This is a genomic window from Sphingomonas sp. (assembly GCF_017304635.1).
Classification (GTDB): domain Bacteria; phylum Pseudomonadota; class Alphaproteobacteria; order Sphingomonadales; family Sphingomonadaceae; genus Sphingomonas.
In genome coordinates, this window is the sequence record NZ_JAFKMA010000001.1 from 484,290 (window position 1) to 500,961 (window position 16,672).

At 67.1% G+C, this 16,672-nt stretch carries 12 protein-coding genes, 2 tRNA genes and 1 pseudogene; 8 read left to right on the forward strand and 7 right to left on the reverse strand.

Annotated features, from left to right (window positions below; translation table 11 throughout):
- Window position 1: 1 nt before the first annotated feature.
- From J0I47_RS02440 to J0I47_RS02450, 3 genes are all read left to right on the forward strand, one after another.
- Entirely contained in the window at window positions 2–1,294 is a 1,293-nt protein-coding gene (locus tag J0I47_RS02440; protein WP_294044849.1) for a GDSL-type esterase/lipase family protein, read from the forward strand.
- Window positions 1,295–1,441: 147 nt separating this feature from the next.
- Window positions 1,442–2,848 (forward strand): MBOAT family protein, encoded by a 1,407-nt coding sequence (locus tag J0I47_RS02445; protein WP_294044850.1) that lies wholly within the window; start codon window positions 1,442–1,444, stop codon window positions 2,846–2,848.
- 14 nt (window positions 2,849–2,862) lie between these two features.
- Window positions 2,863–3,180: a hypothetical protein gene (locus J0I47_RS02450; protein ID WP_294044851.1), complete on the forward strand. Its 318-nt coding sequence runs from the start codon at window positions 2,863–2,865 to the stop codon at window positions 3,178–3,180.
- A gap of 111 nt (window positions 3,181–3,291) precedes the next feature.
- On the opposite strand, the gene J0I47_RS02455 is transcribed toward J0I47_RS02450, so the two are convergent.
- Entirely contained in the window at window positions 3,292–3,843 is a 552-nt protein-coding gene (locus J0I47_RS02455; RefSeq protein ID WP_294044852.1) for a cell wall hydrolase, read from the reverse strand.
- 338 nt (window positions 3,844–4,181) lie between these two features.
- On the opposite strand from J0I47_RS02455, the gene J0I47_RS02460 reads away from it, so the two are divergent.
- Window positions 4,182–4,267 (forward strand) — tRNA-Leu (locus J0I47_RS02460).
- Between the two features lie 135 nt (window positions 4,268–4,402).
- Here J0I47_RS02460 and J0I47_RS02465 read toward each other — a convergent pair.
- From J0I47_RS02465 to aroA, 5 genes and pseudogenes are all read right to left on the reverse strand, one after another.
- Window positions 4,403–4,681 carry an integration host factor subunit beta gene (locus tag J0I47_RS02465; protein WP_294044853.1) on the reverse strand — a complete coding sequence of 93 codons (279 nt, stop codon included), beginning with the start codon at window positions 4,679–4,681 and terminating at the stop codon, window positions 4,403–4,405.
- Window positions 4,682–4,833: 152 nt separating this feature from the next.
- Window positions 4,834–6,457, reverse strand: a pseudogene (locus tag J0I47_RS15755) (30S ribosomal protein S1).
- Window positions 6,458–6,711: 254 nt separating this feature from the next.
- On the reverse strand, window positions 6,712–9,096 hold the full coding sequence (locus tag J0I47_RS02480) for an HAD family hydrolase (protein WP_294044856.1): 2,385 nt from the start codon (window positions 9,094–9,096) through the stop codon (window positions 6,712–6,714).
- 75 nt (window positions 9,097–9,171) lie between these two features.
- Window positions 9,172–9,813, reverse strand: coding sequence for a (d)CMP kinase (cmk, locus tag J0I47_RS02485; protein ID WP_294044857.1), 642 nt, complete (start codon window positions 9,811–9,813; stop codon window positions 9,172–9,174).
- Between the two features lie 62 nt (window positions 9,814–9,875).
- Entirely contained in the window at window positions 9,876–11,219 is a 1,344-nt protein-coding gene (gene aroA / locus J0I47_RS02490) for a 3-phosphoshikimate 1-carboxyvinyltransferase (RefSeq protein WP_294044858.1), read from the reverse strand.
- 99 nt (window positions 11,220–11,318) lie between these two features.
- Here aroA and J0I47_RS02495 point away from each other — a divergent pair, with 99 nt between their 5' ends.
- The 4 genes from J0I47_RS02495 to J0I47_RS02505 all read left to right on the forward strand — a co-directional run bounded on the left by J0I47_RS02495 (window position 11,319) and on the right by J0I47_RS02505 (window position 14,134).
- Window positions 11,319–11,633, forward strand: a complete 315-nt coding sequence (locus J0I47_RS02495) for a TIGR02300 family protein (protein WP_294044859.1) — start codon at window positions 11,319–11,321, stop codon at window positions 11,631–11,633.
- A gap of 99 nt (window positions 11,634–11,732) precedes the next feature.
- A tRNA-Ala gene (locus tag J0I47_RS02500) sits at window positions 11,733–11,808 on the forward strand.
- Between the two features lie 302 nt (window positions 11,809–12,110).
- Window positions 12,111–12,218: a hypothetical protein gene (locus tag J0I47_RS15760; protein ID WP_366809653.1), complete on the forward strand. Its 108-nt coding sequence runs from the start codon at window positions 12,111–12,113 to the stop codon at window positions 12,216–12,218.
- A 206-nt stretch (window positions 12,219–12,424) separates the two neighbouring features.
- Complete coding sequence (locus tag J0I47_RS02505) at window positions 12,425–14,134, forward strand: hypothetical protein (protein WP_294044860.1); 1,710 nt, start codon at window positions 12,425–12,427, stop codon at window positions 14,132–14,134.
- Window positions 14,135–14,399: 265 nt separating this feature from the next.
- On the opposite strand, the gene J0I47_RS02510 is transcribed toward J0I47_RS02505, so the two are convergent.
- Window positions 14,400–16,586 carry a M3 family metallopeptidase gene (locus tag J0I47_RS02510; protein ID WP_294044861.1) on the reverse strand — a complete coding sequence of 729 codons (2,187 nt, stop codon included), beginning with the start codon at window positions 16,584–16,586 and terminating at the stop codon, window positions 14,400–14,402.
- Window positions 16,587–16,672: the final 86 nt, after the last annotated feature.

A 16,672-nucleotide genomic window follows, 5' to 3' on the forward strand; every position in this document is an offset into this window, starting at 1 on the left:
CGTGCGCGCGATCCTGGCGGGGGTGGCGCTGGCGTGCGGCGTGGCGGTGGCCGGGCCCGCCGTGGCGCGCTGCACGGGTCCGACCTGCAACTTCGATACGTTGAAGCCGGTGTTCAAGCGGCTGGCGGCGGCGCGGGGCGGGCAGGGGCCGGGCGTCCATATCCTCCAGATCGGCGACAGCCACACCGCGGGCGACGTGACGCCGGGGGCATGGCGCGACCTGATGCAGGCGCGGTTCGGCATCGCCGGGCGTGGCGTGCTGGCGCCGGGGCGGCCTTATGACGGCTATCTGACGCACGGCGTCACCGCGACGATGGCGCCGGGCCAATGGTTGATCGGCGCGACCTTCGGCAAGAATTCGGCGGCGTCGCGCCCGCTGCTCGGCGTGTCGGGGTTCAGCCTGACCGCGACGCGCGCCGGCGCGACCATGGCGTTGAGCGCGGACAGTGCGGCGATGGCGTTCGATCGCTTCGTCCTGTGCGCGATCGGCGGGCCGGGGGCGGGCGGGGTGACGGTGCGGTTCGATGGCGGCCTGCCGCTGCATTTCGACTTCACCCAGGCGCAGGTCGGGCCGGCGTGCCAGACGCTCAACGAGATCGCGCCGCGTACCCGCGTCGAGGTGACGACCGACCTGGCCGGGCTGACGCTGACGTCATGGGCGACGTTCCGCGACAATGTCGGCGGCGTGGCGGTGTCGAACGTCGGCGTGGTCGGGTCGCAACTCATGCACTTCGCGCGCGCCGACGATGCCGTGATCGCGGCCGAGCTGGCGGCGTACCGGCCGGACCTGATCGTGCTGGCGTTCGGCACCAACGAAGGCTTCACCCCGCGGTTCGATCCGGTCGCGTACGAAGCGACGGTGCGGGCGCAGATCGCACGGTTGCGGCGGTTGTCGGGGGACGTTCCGATCCTGTTGCTCGGCGCGCCCGACGCGCTCAGCCGCAACGCCGCGTTGCGGTCGAACGCCGACGGCGCGCCGGTCGAGTGCGAAAGCGGGCTGGCGGCGGTAGTGTCGTCGGCGACGACGGTGCAGCCGGTGCCGAGCGGCAAGCCGGCGTTGTTCGCGCCGCCTGCGCTCGCCGAAGTGCGCCGCATTCAGCGCAAGGTCGCGGGCGATCTGGGCGTCGCTTTCTGGGACTGGCAGGCGCGGATGGGCGGGGTGTGTAGCGCCAAGGGCTTCGTCGAGCGCGCCGACCCGTTGATGCGCGGCGACTATGTCCACTTCAAAAGCGGCGGCGGGCGCGTGATCGCGCAGGCGCTGATGGACGACCTCGACGCGGCGGGGATGAAGTAGGCGTGTATAAAACCGCCTCGCCCTCACCCTTCCGCGCCTTCGGCGCTCCCTCCCTCTCCCAATGGGAGAGGGAAGGGGCCCGCGACGCGCAGCGTCGTGGGAAGGGTGAGGGTGATCTGAATAAAGCTGGCGGGGAGCCGGCTTAGTATGCTGTTCCCGACGCTGACCTTCGGTCTGTTTTTCCTCGTCACGTTCGCGGTCGTGTGGGCGGCGCCGTCGAACGAGTGGCGCAAGCTGCTGCTGCTCGTCGCTAGCTGGTATTTCTACGGCGCGTGGGACTGGCGGTTCGTGCCGTTGCTGATCCTGTCGGCGCTCGGCAACTGGGCGGTCGGGCGCGCGCTGGCGAGCGAGCGGACGCACGTCAAGAAGTCGATCCTGCTGGCGGGCGTGGCGCTGAATCTCGCCGTGCTGGCGTTCTTCAAATATTTCGATTTCTTCGTCGATCAACTCGCGGGCACACTGACGCTGCTGGGGTTCGAGCGCGACATCCCGATGTTGCAGGTGATCCTGCCGATCGGCATTTCGTTCTTCACCTTTCAGGGGATCAGCTACGTCGTCGACGTCTATCGTGGGCGGGTGCCGGCGGCGCGGCTGCTCGACATCCTATTGCTGATGTCGTTCTTCCCGCACCTCGTCGCCGGACCGATCGTCCGCGCCGCCGACCTGGTGCCGCAGTTCCAGGCGAAGCCGAAGCTCGACCGATCGATGGTGTCGATGGCGCTGCTGCTGATCGTGTGGGGATTGTTCAAGAAGGCGGTCGTCGCCTCGACGCTGGCGGTCGATTTCGTCGATCCGGTGTTCGCCGATGCGACGTCGCATTCGGCGATCGACCTCGTCATCGCCGCATACGGCTATGCGGTGCAAATCTATTGCGACTTCTCGGCCTATTCGGACATGGCGATCGGGCTGGCGGCGTTGTTCGGCTATCGCTTCCCGCGCAACTTCAACCAGCCGTATCGCGCGCGGTCGTTGCAGGATTTCTGGCGGCGCTGGCACATCAGCCTGTCGCAATGGCTGCGCGATTATCTGTATATCGAGGCGCTGGGCGGCAATCGCGGCGGCGAGCTCAAGACCTATCGCAACCTGATGCTGACCATGCTGCTCGGCGGGTTGTGGCATGGCGCGAACTGGACGTTCGTGATCTGGGGCGGCATCCATGGCGGCGCGCTGGCGATCGAGCGGTGGTGGGGCGAGCACAAGACGGCGCGCAAGCCGCTGTCCGATCGCGCGCGGCTCATCCTCACCTTCCACGTCGTCGTGCTGGCCTGGATCTTCTTCCGCGCGCCGAGCTTCGGGGATGCGATGACCTATCTCGGCGGGATCGTGATGCCGTGGCGCGCGACCTGGGCGGTGACCGCGACGCCGCTGGTGATCGCGCTGATCGGCCTTGGCCTCGCGATGCATGCGGCGCCGCAGCGCTGGCTGAGCGATGGCGCGATCCGGTTGCAACGGATGCCGGCGTGGCAGGTGGCGGCGGTGGTCCTCGTCCTGATGCTGACGATCGACGCGATGCGGTTCGAGGGCGTCGCGCCCTTCATCTATTACCGGTTCTGAGGGAGCCTGCGACGATGCACGATTTCCCGGTCGACCTGCCCGACGCCCCGCCGCCGGCGCCGCGCGACCTGCGCTGGACGGCGAGCATCATCGCGCTGGTCGCGGTCGGCCTGCTCGCGACCAATGCGATCTCGCTGTCCGAATGGGCCGGCGAGCTTCCGCCGAGCGAGCGCGTCGTGCGCTTCGTCGCGGTGGTCGACACCTGGCGCGCCGTCACCGACCGCACCGGCCTCGCCGCACCGCGCGCTGGCATGCACGCGGTGTGGAAGAAGCTGGAGAGCGCCCGCTTCCCGGGTCAACCGCCGGCCGCGGCGACGAGCACGACCGGCTGAGTCATTTTTGACCAGGCGGCGCCGGCCCGCTCCCCCACCCGACCGCCCATAGAATAACCTGATTGGGCGGTCGGGTGGGGGAGCGGGCCGGTGCCGCAACCGCGTTAGCCCTCAACGATAGAAGATATGATCGCCGAGCGTGCCGACCCGCGCGCGCGAGCGGAAAAAGCGTGGCGGCGTCGAATTGGCGGCGTGGTAGAACAGCGCGCCCGGCACGACCGGCGGGCTGACCTTGCCCAGCGCATCGCGCGCGGCGGCGACCGCGCGGTCCCATTGCGGGCTATGGCGATCGGGGTTGTAGGCGTCGGCGTCGAAGAACTGGCCGGGCTGGTCGACCACCGCGCAGGGCGTGCGGCCGAAGCGGTCGCCGACGGTGGTGCGCATGACGATCAACTGCGCGACCGCGAGTTGCCCGCGCTCGGGCTGGTTGGCGGCTTCGTGGCGAACGACCTTGGCGATGCATTCGACCGAGGCTTCGTCGATGGCGGGGGCAGGGGCGACGATGGCGGGCTCGACCTTGGCGAGCGTTCCGACGTCGTCGGCATCGGCGACCGTCGCGGAAGATGCGAGTGCTGCGGCGACGGGGGTCGCGGGGCGCAGCGCGGTCGTCGAGGAGGATGCCAGCGTCGGAACCATCGCGGCACCGGCAAACGAGATCAACATCAGGCGATTGAACGAAAGCACTTGGAACTCGAAACGGGCGCAAGGCTCGTCGTCGCGCGAAACACACTACCGGCGCTCGGATTCACCCCACGTCTTGCCGCCCGGAAGCTGTTGCGCTTCGGTTTATTGTCCGGGCCGGCCGTATTGGATGCGCCGCCTAATCGTTACGCTGGCGGCAAATGGCAAAGCGGAGTCGGTGAACCGAGCTTGGCGGGGGACGAGTCGAGCCACTTTTGCCGATTTGGCGTTTTAGGGCGCGGCGTTTCCCGGCCAATGCGCGACTCGCGACAGGCTTCGCTTGCGTCGCGCGAGATCGCTTGCCATGCGGAGAGCCGTACGCGGACGTGGCGAAATTGGTAGACGCACGGGACTTAAAATCCCTCGCCCATCGGGTGTGCGGGTTCGAGTCCCGCCGTCCGCACCATCGATAGAGTTGAGAAGTATCGGCGAAGGCCGTCATGCGTAGATCGCATGACGTCGGACAGGGTCGGCTGTGCCGACCTGCCGGCCGGCCTCCAGCGAGTCCTGACGTAAGTGTGCTTACGCCACGCCGCCTCGGCTAGACATTCAGCCGGGCGCGCATTTCCTTGCCGGGCTTGAAATAGGGGACGCGCTTGGCGTCCACCGCGACGGTCTCGCCGGTGCGCGGGTTGCGGCCGGTACGGGCGTCGCGCGCGCGGGTGGAGAAGGCGCCGAAACCGCGCAGCTCGACTCGGCCGTCCGCCGCGAGCCGCTTGGTGATTTCGTCGAAGAAGGTGGCGACGATCGCCTCGATGTCGCGCAGCGCCAGATCGGGATTAGCGTCGGCCAGTTGCTGGATCAGGCTGGAACGGATCATCTCTACCCCCTTCGTCCGGCAATCAGGGCGCCGGTCGCGGCTCACTCGAGGGCTGATCTAAATCAAAATCCGTCGAGGCAATAGGGCCAATCCGACACTAATGATAGGAAAACGGGTAGCGTCGGTGAAAACGCTACCCGTTTTGGGACAATTTACTTCTTGGTTTCGCGTGCCTTGAGCGCCTCGCCCAGGATGTCGCCGAGCGACGCACCCGAGTCCGACGAACCGTATTGCGCGACCGCCTGCTTCTCTTCGGCGATCTGCATCGCCTTGACCGAGAAGGTCGGCTTCTTCGACCGGTCGAAACCGGTCACCATCGCGTCGAACTTCTGGCCGACCTGGAACCGTTCCGGACGCTGCTCGTCGCGATCGCGACCGAGGTCGGTGCGCTTGATGAAGCCGGTCGCGCCGTCCTCGCCGACCTGCACCTCGAGGCCTGCGTCGCGGACTTCGAGCACGGTGACGGTGACGATGCTGTTCTTGTTCAGCTTCTCGCCCGATGCCGCCGCGGCGACGGCGCCCGACGGGCCACCACGCTCGAGCTGCTTCATGCCGAGCGAGATGCGCTCCTTCTCGGCGTCGATGTCGAGCACGATCGCCTTCACGACCTCACCCTTGCGGTGCAGGTTGAGCGCGTCCTCGCCCGAAATGCCCCAGGCGATGTCCGACATGTGGACCATGCCGTCGACATCGTTGTCGAGACCGATGAACAGGCCGAACTCGGTCGCGTTCTTGACTTCGCCCTCGACGGTCGAACCGACCGGGTGCGCTGCCAAGAAGGCTTCCCACGGATTGGCCTGCGCCTGCTTCAGGCCCAGGCTAATGCGGCGCTTGTCCTCGTCGACCTCGAGCACGACGACATCGACTTCCTGCGAGGTCGAGACGATCTTGCCCGGGTGCACGTTCTTCTTGGTCCAGCTCATCTCGGAAACGTGAACCAGGCCTTCGATACCCGGCTCGAGCTCGACGAACGCACCGTATTCGGTGATGTTGGTCACGCGGCCCGACATCTTCGCGCCGACATGATACTTGGCGGCGGCGCCGTCCCACGGATCGCTCTCGAGCTGCTTCATGCCGAGCGAGATGCGCTGCGTGTCCTTGTTGATGCGGATGATCTGGACCTTGACGGTGTCGCCGATGTTCAGGACTTCCGACGTTGACGACGCCGTCGATGATCTGGCCCTCGTGCAGGCTCTGGATCAGGCCCGACCGCTGCTCGGCGCGAGTCTCCTCGAGCACCGCGCGGCGCGACACGACGATGTTGCCGCGCTTGCGATCCATCTTCAGGATCTGGAACGGCTGCGGGATGTCCATCAGCGGCTGGACGTCGCGAACCGGACGGATGTCGACCTGCGAGCCGGGCAGGAACGCCACGGCGCCGTCGAGATCGACCGTGAAGCCGCCCTTGACGCGGCCGAAGATGACGCCGTCGACGCGGGCGCTCTGCGTGAACTCGGCCTCCAGCTTGTCCCACGCGGCTTCGCGGCGCGCGCGGTCGCGCGACAGCATCGCTTCGCCATGGACGTTCTCGACGCGGTCGACATAGACCTCGACTTCGTCACCGACCTTCAGGTCGGCCTTCTGGCCCGGCGCGGCGAACTCGCGCAGCGGCACGCGGCCCTCGGACTTCAGACCGACGTCGATGATCGCCATGTCGTTTTCGATGCCGGTGACGGTGCCATGCACCACGCGGCCTTCGAAGCCGTCGGCGTCACCCAGGGTCTGTTCGAGCAGTTTCGCGAAATCGTCGCGCGTCGGCGTAGCGGCAGAAGCCATAAAGAGACTGTTCCTAATCAATGTTTCCGGCCAACCGGTTGTCTCCGGTGGTCTTGGCCAAAACGCCCTGTCGGCCGCATGCCGGCAGGACATCCGGGCGAGCGTGGCAGCGGAGGGGGACTCTACGCGTCGAAATGCGAAAAGGGCGCGATGGGCTGGCCACCGCGCCGACCTCCGCGAGAACCTGCTCGCCGGACTCGCGCGCCCATAGCGCCACAGGGTCGGAAAGGCAAGGCGAAGCGCCGTGCCCGGGGTCAGGCGACGGCGCGCAGTTCGACGGTCGGCTTGCGATCGAGGATCGGGCGGAACACGAGCGACAGTACCATCGGCTTGTCGCCCGCCGGCGGCATCACGATCAGGACACCGTTGGGGGCGGCATGGAACAGGTTCGGCGCGACTTCCTCCATAGCATCGACCCCGCCGCGCACCGCGATGGTCGACGCGGCGTGACCCTTCTGCAAATCGGCAAGCGACAGGTAGCCGCATTCCTCGACCTGCAACCACTCCCATTGCCGGCCGAGCTGGATCGCGATCGTCGGCCGCTGCGCTCCGATTGGCACGCGGAGGTGATAGTAACCGTCGGTGGTCGGGAAGGCCGCGAAGTCCATCACCGTGTCGCCGTCGCTGCTCGCCAGGATGACGGGGACGTCGACCCCGCCGACTTCGAAATCGCTGGTGCGCAGGTCGAGCCGGAAGCGCGACGCGGCGAAGCTCGCCAGGCTGACCGGCAGGCCCTGCGACTGTAGCTCGGCCGACAGGAATTGCGGCATCTGGTCGCTGTAGAACGGCAGTCCTCGTCGCCGGAGGCCGGCACGGCCGCGATCGGTGTCGACCAGCACGTCGGTGACCGCGACCCCCATGTTGAAGTCGAAGTCGAACCGCTGGAAGACCGACACTTCCCCCGCATTGGGCAGGAACGCCAGCCGCGCCAGCACCGCCGCCGCGGCGCGGCAGCGGCTGTCGAGGTCGTCGGCCGCGGGCGGCGTCAGGATCGCGGCGCATCCTTGCCTGACATAGTCCATGCACGCCGCCTGGATGGCATCGCGAGTCGCGTTGTGCGTGGCCTTGCGATCGACCTTCTCGCGCACGGCCTCGCCCGTCGCGGTGAAGTCGATCGTCGAGCCCATCTCGACGTTGCACAACTGCTCCAGCGCGACGATCGACAGCGACAGCGCGTGCAGCGTGCGGAAATCGTAGTTGCGCAGGTCGATCATGCCGCGCTTGTCGAGCCCCGAGCGGCGCTTCTCGCGCAGGAAGACGTAACGGCCGATCACCGACACGCCCATCGCTTCGGCCAGCACCGGGGTGACCAGGTTCTGGACCGTGCCGTTATAGCCGGTGTCGACCAGCATCACCGTGTCGCCGGGTTCGATCCCGACGCTGCGCATATGCGCGACCATACGATCGAGGAAGGCGGCGCGGCGCGCGAAAATCTTGCGCCGGATACCGGCGTCGCTGCGCACCCGTTTGGCCAGCGCGGCGCTCTGCTTCTCCTTGTCGGTCTTGGTGTCGGCCTTCAGGAAGCGGGCATATTCGTTCTCGAACAGCATGAGCTGGCGCGCGAGCGAGGCGATCGGCACCGCGCCGGTCCATTCGTCGAGGTGACGTTCGAGTGCGGCCTCGTCGGAAAGGGCGGCGCGCAGCGCGACGAAACGACTGAGGTCGACCTTGCGGGCGCCGATCTCGGGATAGAGCTTGTCGAACACCTGGAACGGCAGATAGCCATCGCGCATCACGAACAGCGGCTTGACCGGCTTGCCCGCCGCGGCGCTGGCCGCATCGAGTTCCGCCTTCACCCAATGCGCATAGGTCGTCATCGCCGGGCCCATGACGTCGTGACCCAGTACGTAGGTCGGGTCGTCATGGCGGCGCAGCGCGACCGCCGCGCGATGCGGCTGACCGGTGGGACGCGTGATCCCGCAGGCCGGATCGAGGATTCGCGCAGTCGCATCCTCCATGCGGAGCCGCGAAGCGGTCTCGGCGTCGAACTGCTCGAGGTGCACGCCATGAATGCCGTGGGCGACCGCTCCGAGATAGTCGGCGGCATGGTTGTCGCCGAGGTGCAGCACCTTGTCGCCCGTGACGCCCAGCGTCTTCAGCACGTGCGCGAACAGTCCGTCGCACTTGCCCTCGCCATGGCTGTTCGACACGAACACATGGTCGATCATCGCCATGACCTCGTCGCCCGCAGCCGCGGCGATGTGCGCCCGCAACTGGGCCTCGGTCAGGTACATGTCCGACACGATCACGATGCCGAGACCCCGCCGCCTGGCCTCGCGCATCAATGCCACGGTCGGTGCGAAAGCGAAGGCATGACGGCGTTCGATCGCCAGTTCCGCCGCGACCGCGTCGGCGATGTCCGCATCGTCGGGGTCGGCCATCATCTCGCGATAGATGTCGGCGAGCCCGATCTCGCGAACCTTGCGATGGAGCCACGCGCTGCGCCGCGCCCGCGCCTCCGCCCACATTCGCGGCTCGACGCCGCCGCCCTGCGCCGGCAGTTCGGCGAACACGTCCGTCGGCGCATGCGTGTTGCGCCAGATCAGCGTGTCGAAGCAGTCGAGCGACAGGATTTCGATCCCGGCGGGCGCGTGGTCGAGCAGGGTGGCGACGTCGTAAGCGCGGATCGCGTGCAGCATGATGGGCTCCGAAGAAACGGTGCCGTTCTGCTGTGTTTTGGTTATCGGGCCGTTAACGATGCCCGCCGACGATCGTCAGTGGCCGGCGCGGGCCTTCAGCGCGACTTGCCGCTCGACCAGTTCGATCGCGCGTTTCACTGCCGACTCGATCGACAGGAAGCTGGTGTCGAGGATGCCGGCATCCACCGCCATCACCAGCGGGGCGGCGTCGCGGCCGGTGTCGCGCAGGTCGCGCGCGCGGATGTCCGCCAGCACCTTGTCGAGGCTGATCGTCGAGCCGCGCGCCTTCAATTCGGCATGGCGGCGGCGCGCGCGAATCTGCGGCGTCGCCTTCACGAACAGCTTGGCGTCGGCGTTGGGCGCGATCACCGTGCCGATGTCGCGTCCGTCGAGCACGGCGCCGCCGGGTTGCGTCGCGAACTTGCGCTGGCGCTGGAGCAGGGCGGCGCGGACGAGCGGATGCGCGGACACGATCGACGCGCGCTGGCCGGCATCGTCGCCGCGCAGCACCGGATCGTCGAGCAGCGCATCGTCGAAATTGCTCGCGGCGACGGCATCGGCCTCGACCGTCGGGTCGAGCTCCAGCCGACGGACATTCTCCGCCACCGCGCGATACAGCAGGCCGGTGTCGAGGTGCGGCAGCGTGTAATGCCGGGCGAGCGCCCGGGCGACGGTGCCCTTGCCGCTGGCGGCGGGGCCGTCGACGGCGATAATCATGCGGTGAACTCCATTTCGGGTAGTCTAGGCGAGCGCGTGGCCGTGCGCCAGCCGATCGCGCGTCAGGCCGTGCCGTTCAACGCGTCGAGCGTCGCGAAGAAGGTCGGATAGCTCGTCGCGACCGGGGCGACGTCGTCGATCGTGACGGGTGCGCGCGCGACCAGCCCAGCGACCGTCATCGCCATCGCGATGCGGTGATCGAGCAGGCTGGCGATCGTCGCGCCGCCGGGGATCGGATCGCCGCCGGTTCCGGTGATGGCGAGGCCGTCCTCATACTCCTCGACCGCGACGCCGCACGCGCCGAGTGCGGCCGCCATCGCGGCGATGCGATCCGACTCCTTGACGCGCAATTCGTGGGCGCCGCGCGCGACGGTGCGGCCTTGCGCCAGCGCGGCGGCGACGAACAGGATCGGATATTCGTCGATCATGCTCGGCGCGAGGTCGGGCGGCACCTCGATCGCGGTCAGGGGGGCGTGGCGGACGATCAGATCGGCGACCGGCTCGCCGCCGACGGTGCGCGCGTCGACCTCGGTAATGTCGGCGCCCATCATCCGCAAAGCGCCGAACAGCCCGGCGCGAGTCGGGTTGAGGCCGACATTGGCGATCGTGACCTCGCTGCCCGGAACGATCGACGCGGCGACCGCCCAGAACGCGGCGGAGCTCGGATCGCCCGGCACCACGATCTGCTGCGGTTTCAGTTCGGCCTCGCCGCGGATCGCGATGACGCGACCGCGATTGGTCGCCTCGACGGTCAGGTCGGCACCGAACCCGGCGAGCATCCGCTCCGAATGGTCGCGCGTCGCGACCGGTTCGATCACGCGCGTGATGCCGGGCGTGTTGAGCCCAGCCAGCAGGATCGCCGACTTCACCTGCGCGGACGCGACCGGCAATATATACTCGATCGGCACCGCGGGGCTCAGCCCGCGGACCATCATCGGCAGGCATTGTTGGTTCCTGGCGCCGGGGCTGGCGGTGACGTCCGCGCCCATCAGCGACAGCGGCTCGATCACGCGGCCCATCGGTCGCTTCGACAGCGAGGCGTCGCCGGTAAAGGTCGCGGTGATCGGATGGCTGGCGACCAGCCCCGCGAGCAGCCGGGTCGACGTCCCCGAATTGCCCATGTCGAGCGCTGCATCCGGCTGTAGCAGGCCACCGACGCCGACCCCCCACACGCGCCACGTGCCGTCCTCGCCCCGTTCAATCGTCGCGCCCATCGCGCGCATCGCGGCGGCCGTCGCCAGCACGTCCTCGCCCTCGAGCAAGCCCTCGATCCGGCTCTCCCCGACCGCGAGCCCGGCGAACATCAGCGAGCGGTGGCTGATCGACTTGTCGCCCGGTACGGCGATGCGACCGCGCAAGCCGGTGCTGGCCGAAACGGTCGAGGGGCGGGGCAGGGGATGCGGCATGGCGCGGGGCTTTGACAGCCCCCTTGCGCTATGGCAAGGCGCGCGCCACTTCGGGATCGACGATCCGAAAATCGCATAAATCGAAAGGTACTGGGCGGCATGGTCAAGCCGGAATGGGGCACGAAGCGTACGTGTCCGAAATGCGGGACGCGTTTCTACGATCTGGGCAAGGAAGACCCGGTGACCTGCATCAATTGCGGCACCGCGTTCCAGCCGGAAGCGATCCTGAAATCGAAGCAGCCGCTGCCGTTCGAGGTCATCAAGGCCGACAAGCCCGAGAAGGACGATAGCGACCTCGAGGGCGAGGATCTGGACATCGGCGAAGAGGGCGAGCCCTCGGCCGACGACGAAGTCGATCTGGGCGGCGACGACGATCTGGGCGTCGAGACCGGCGGCGACGACGACGAGCATTGAGGGCGACGGGCCGGTTCGTGCCGGCCCGCGAAAATACAAGCGAAACCCGCTTGTCATGGGCGCTGGCTCCGGTTAGGGGCGGCGCCTTCCCGGAAGTGTGGGGCCGTAGCTCAGCTGGGAGAGCGCTGCAATGGCATTGCAGAGGTCAGGGGTTCGATCCCCCTCGGCTCCACCATTCAAGTGAAAAATGCGTGAGAAACGTCCGCTTTTTCGGTGGATTGCGGTCGATATCCCAAATTTCGTCCCCCAGCACGGAGAAGCTTCGGCCGTTGGCTGATCGATCCGACCAGATGTCGGTTGAGGCAAGCCTGTAGGGCGGACCAGCGCGACCGCGTTTGCCAGCGGCGACGAACTTCTCCGCGACGGTGCGTAGGGGGCGGCGTCGTTGTGCTACGAGCAATTCGCCTTGTCCGGCAGCCCGGGTAATCGGCTCGGCAGAGCTAACCCGCGGCATTCTTCGGGGCGCCCGATCGCTTTTTGCGTCTTCCCACTGTCATAGAGCGCACGGGATCGAGTGCTGCCACGATTTATCGAATGACCCGACCCGGCGAGTTTTCAACACTGGCGGCCATGGTCTCTAGATGACGGCGCCGCTCCGGCTCGTTTCGAAGCGAACGCCGATCTGGCCTTGTCGAAAAATGCATGGCGAGCAGGTGAGCGCCAGCCACATCTGACGCGACCGGGCGTGCGGAGCAGGGCGGCCCACACTCTAATGGCGATGCTCGCTCCTCGCCATTCATATTCCAGTCACGCGCGATACCCATCATGTCCGAACCAGGGGGGAAATATCGATGTCAGTATATCGCCTGGCCGCGCTGACCACGCTGCTGACGATCGGTGCCGCACCCGCATCAATCGATACGACCGTCGCGTATGAACTGTCGCCGGAGATGAAGGACGGCGCCATCACCGCCCTGAACGTGGCCGTTCGGTTGCGCGCCGATCGCTCGGGTACGACCACGCTGGACTGGATGGGCAGCTGGGCTGGCGACGACCGGCTGGGCCGCTGGGCGCGCGACATCACGGTCGAGGGCGGAACGGCGACTCCGGCGCCGCATGGCGGTCGAGTCGTCCGGTCGGCACCTGGCGCACGTCTGACCATGCGATATCGGATCGTCTCGGCCTATGCCGCCGATCCGACAGTGGAGGATAGCGAGCAGAGCCGCCCGGTCATCCGTCCCGATTGGTTCTATGCGGTCGGCGAGACGCTCTACGCCCGCCCGGTCGATGGTCAGGATCGACCCGCTCGGTTCGCTTGGAAAGGGCCAGTCGGGATCGGATTCGCATCTGATACGCAGCACGAGCGCGGGCTGAACGGTACGCCGCGTAGCGTCGGCGACATCAGCGAAAGCATCGCGATCGGCGGGCGTAAGCTGTCAGTCGCCACCATTACGCTGAACGGCGATCTTGTCCGGGTCGCGCACATCGGTCGCTTCGGTTTCGACGGCGCGAAGTTCGATGCGCTCGCGCAGCGGATCGTCAGGACCGAGCGTGCTTTCTGGCGCGACGAGCGTGCGGGCCCCTTCCTCATCACCGCGATCCCGCTCACCGCGAAGCCGGGTTTCCGCGGGTTCGGCGGAACGGGTCGGAGCGACGCCTTCGCAACCTGGATCGACCAGGGTGCCGACCTGTCCGACATGGCCGCGTTGCTGGCGCACGAATATTTCCATAGCTGGAACGGCCGACAGCTCGGGCGGTTCGCGGACGGTGCGGCTGCGCAAGCCTATTGGTTGAGCGAGGGATTCACCGATTTCTACACTCGCCGGTTGCTGCTTCGCGCCGGGCTCTGGTCGCCCGAGGACTTCATTGCTGATTGGAACCGGATGCTGCGCGCCTATGCCGCCTCGCCGTGGCGACAGGTCGGCAACGTCGCGGCTGCGGCCAAATATTGGAGCGGCGATTATGCTGCCGAAAAGCTGCCGTATCAGCGTGGATCGCTGCTGGCCGCGTTCTGGGACCACGCGCTGCGTACGCGTGGGCTCGGCAGTCTCGACGAGGTGCTACGCGCGCAAAGGGCCCGGGTAGCGGCATCGAGTCCGCGACCCGAGATCGTCGCCGCCTTCGTCGCCGAGATGGCGCGGGCGGGGCTGGTGGTCGGTCCCGACGTCGAGCGTTATGTGACTGAAGGGGTGCCAGTGCTGTTGCCCGCCGATGCGTTCGGGCGCTGCGCGCGGGTCACGACGGCTGACGTGCCGAAGTTCGAGCGCGGTTGGGATAGCGACGCGACAGCGAAGGCGGGCAACGTCCTGACGGGCATCGATCCCGCCTCGAACGCTTACGCCGCGGGTCTTCGCGACGGCATGAAGATCGTGAAGCGGATCGCCGGGGAACCGGACAATTCGGCCGTCGACTATGTGCTTGAAGTCGAGGATGGAGCCACCGTCCGCCGCTTCACTTTCCGGCCGGCCGGACGCACGATGCTGCGGACGCAGCAGATCGAACTCGACGCGGCGCGGTTCGCGGCCGAGCCGGCCGCCTGCGCGCGGGCGCTGTCGGGCTAGCAATGTGGCGATGACGATGTCGCTTCGCTCGACGGGCAGGTAAAGTGAGAGCCGCGCGATGGGGAAGCGGAAAAGAGCACGCTGCACCAGGACGGACTTGAGCGAACCAACTCAGGCGTCCGATTATCAGAGGTCGGGCCGTTGACCGGCGTTCGGCCAGGCGCCCGAACGTCGGTCTTTCGGGGTGGACGGTATCAATCGCGATAGCAGCCTTTCACCTAGCGTCGCCAATCGACCACCGTCAGCCGTCTGCATCGACGGCGCGCTATTTCGCGCCAGCCCGCTCTCCACCCTCGGGCGCCAACCCGTGAAAGCGCAGCATCGGCCCGACGTCCGGGTCGTGCCCGGTGAAGTTCCGGTACATCACGTTGAGGTCGATCGTGTTGCCGCGCGACAGCACCAGGTCGCGGAAGCGCTGCCCGTTGGCGCGGGTCAGCCCGCCATGCGTCTCGAACCAGTGGAACGCGTCATGGTCGAGCATCTGGGTCCAGATATAGGCGTAATAGCCGGCCGAGTATCCGTTGCTCCAGATGTGGAGGAAATAGGGCGAGCGATAGCGCGGCGGGACGTCGGCGGCATCGAAGCCGCCCGCCGCCAGCGCCTTCGCCTCGAACGCGTCGGCATCCTGGCGCGGCGCCGTGACCGACAGCGAGTGCCAGTCGAGGTCGAGCTTGGCCGCCTCCACCGTCTCGCCGAAATCGAACCCCTGGTTGAACGTTCGCGACCGGACGATCTTGTCGACCAGATCCTGCGGGATCGCCGCGCCGGTCTGATAGTTCACCGCATAATGCCTGAGCACGCTCGGCTCGAGCGCCCAGTTCTCGTTGAACTGCGACGGGAATTCCACCCAGTCGCGCGCGGTCGCGGTGCCCGATAACGTGGGGTAGGTCTGCGCGGCGAAAAGGCCATGCAGCGCGTGGCCGAATTCGTGGAACATCGTGGTCACGTCGTCGAAGCTGATGAGCGCAGGCTTGCCCGGCGCGGGCTTGGTGAAGTTGGCGACGTTGTAGATCACCGGGGTGGTACCCCGCAGATAGGACTGGTTGACTAGGTTCGACATCCAGGCGCCGCCCGACTTGTTGTCGCGCTTCCAGTAATCGAAATACATCAGACCGAGGTGCTCGCCGTTCGCCTCGAACACCTCGAACACGCGCATGTCCGGGTTCCAGGTCGGGATGTCCTTCCGCTCCTTGAAGGTGACGCCGTAGAGCCGGTTAGCGGCATAGAACACGCCGTCGGTCAGGACCTTGTTGATCTCGAAATAGGGCTTCAGCGCATCGCCGTCGAGCGCGTAGCGCTGCTTGCGGATCTGCTCGGCATAGAATTGCCAGTCCCACGGCTCGGCCTTGAACGACGCGGTACCGGCGGCCTTCGCCTGCGCATCGATCATAGCCTGGATGTCGGCATATTCGCGGTGCTGCTCGGCGGAGATTGCCGGGGCGAGGCGATCGATGAAGCCGATCGCCGCCTCGGGCGTCTTGGCCATCTGGTCGTACAGCGCATAAGCGGCGTAGTTCGGATAGCCGAGCAATGCCGCCTGCTTGGCGCGCAACTCGGCGAGTTCGGCGATGATGCCGCGCGTGTCGTTGGCGTCGTTGTGGCTGGCGCGCAAGATGCTGGCCTTGAACAGCGCCTCGCGAGTCGCGCGATTGGTCAGCGACGCCATCGGCGGCTGCTGCGTCGTGTTCTGCAGGGGCAGGACATAGCCGGTCAGGTTGCGCGCCTTGGCCGCTTCGGCCGCCGCCGCGATCGCATCGTCGGACAGGCCGGCCAGCGCCGCCTTGTCGTCGAAATGCAGTGCGCCGGCCTTGGCGGCGGCGAGCAGCTTCTGGGTATAGGCGGATTGCAGCGTGCCGAGCCGCAGGTTGAGCGCCTTCAGTTGCGCCTGCTTGGCCGGGCTCAGCAGCGCGCCGGAATGGACGAAGCGATCGTAATAGACCTGGAGCAGCTTGGCCTGTTCGGTGTCGAGGCCGAGGCTCGCTTGCCGGTCGTGCAGGCTCTTCACGCGGGCGAACAGCCGCGCGTCGAGGAAGATGAAGTCGTTGTGCGCGGCCAGCAGCGGCGCCGTCTTGGTATCGACCGCCTGGAGCGTGTCGTTGGTGTTCGCGCCGTTGACCGCCGAGAAAGCGAGCAACGCGCGCTCCAGCAGCAGGCCCGAACGCTCCATTGCGCCGAGCGTATTGTCGAAAGTCGGCGCCGCCGCCTGGTTGGCGATCGCGGTCACCTCGGCCTTTTGCTGGGCCATGCCGGCAAGGATCGCCGGCAGATAATCGCTGTCCTTGATCCGGGAAAAGTCCGGCGCCTGGAAGGGCAGGGTAGATGGCTTGGCGAAGGGGTTCGAGGCGGGCAGCGCCGCAATCGCAGCGGATTTGGCCTGTCGCGTTGTCGGTGCGGCAATCGCGCCTGCGACGAGCGCCATGCTGGTACCTGCGATAAGGAGAGGACGGATCATGATGCGCTCCAAAAAACGATATGCCACTGCATCCATCTGCCGTCGAACTTTCGCAAGCCGGAAAGGAGGCGTCCGGCTGCGCTGGC

What these genes read in the sequence shown, in the direction of transcription:
- J0I47_RS02510 (WP_294044861.1), bottom strand. Translation starts at nt 16,586, where the DNA reads ATGATCCGTCCTCTCCTTATCGCAGGTACCAGCATGGCGCTCGTCGCA.
- J0I47_RS02505 (WP_294044860.1), top strand. Translation starts at nt 12,425, where the DNA reads ATGTCAGTATATCGCCTGGCCGCGCTGACCACGCTGCTGACGATCGGT.
- J0I47_RS02445 (WP_294044850.1), top strand. Translation starts at nt 1,442, where the DNA reads ATGCTGTTCCCGACGCTGACCTTCGGTCTGTTTTTCCTCGTCACGTTC.
- J0I47_RS02455 (WP_294044852.1), bottom strand. Translation starts at nt 3,843, where the DNA reads ATGTTGATCTCGTTTGCCGGTGCCGCGATGGTTCCGACGCTGGCATCC.
- J0I47_RS02495 (WP_294044859.1), top strand. Translation starts at nt 11,319, where the DNA reads ATGGTCAAGCCGGAATGGGGCACGAAGCGTACGTGTCCGAAATGCGGG.
- aroA (WP_294044858.1), bottom strand. Translation starts at nt 11,219, where the DNA reads ATGCCGCATCCCCTGCCCCGCCCCTCGACCGTTTCGGCCAGCACCGGC.
- cmk (WP_294044857.1), bottom strand. Translation starts at nt 9,813, where the DNA reads ATGATTATCGCCGTCGACGGCCCCGCCGCCAGCGGCAAGGGCACCGTC.
- J0I47_RS02480 (WP_294044856.1), bottom strand. Translation starts at nt 9,096, where the DNA reads ATGCTGCACGCGATCCGCGCTTACGACGTCGCCACCCTGCTCGACCAC.
- J0I47_RS02450 (WP_294044851.1), top strand. Translation starts at nt 2,863, where the DNA reads ATGCACGATTTCCCGGTCGACCTGCCCGACGCCCCGCCGCCGGCGCCG.
- J0I47_RS02465 (WP_294044853.1), bottom strand. Translation starts at nt 4,681, where the DNA reads ATGATCCGTTCCAGCCTGATCCAGCAACTGGCCGACGCTAATCCCGAT.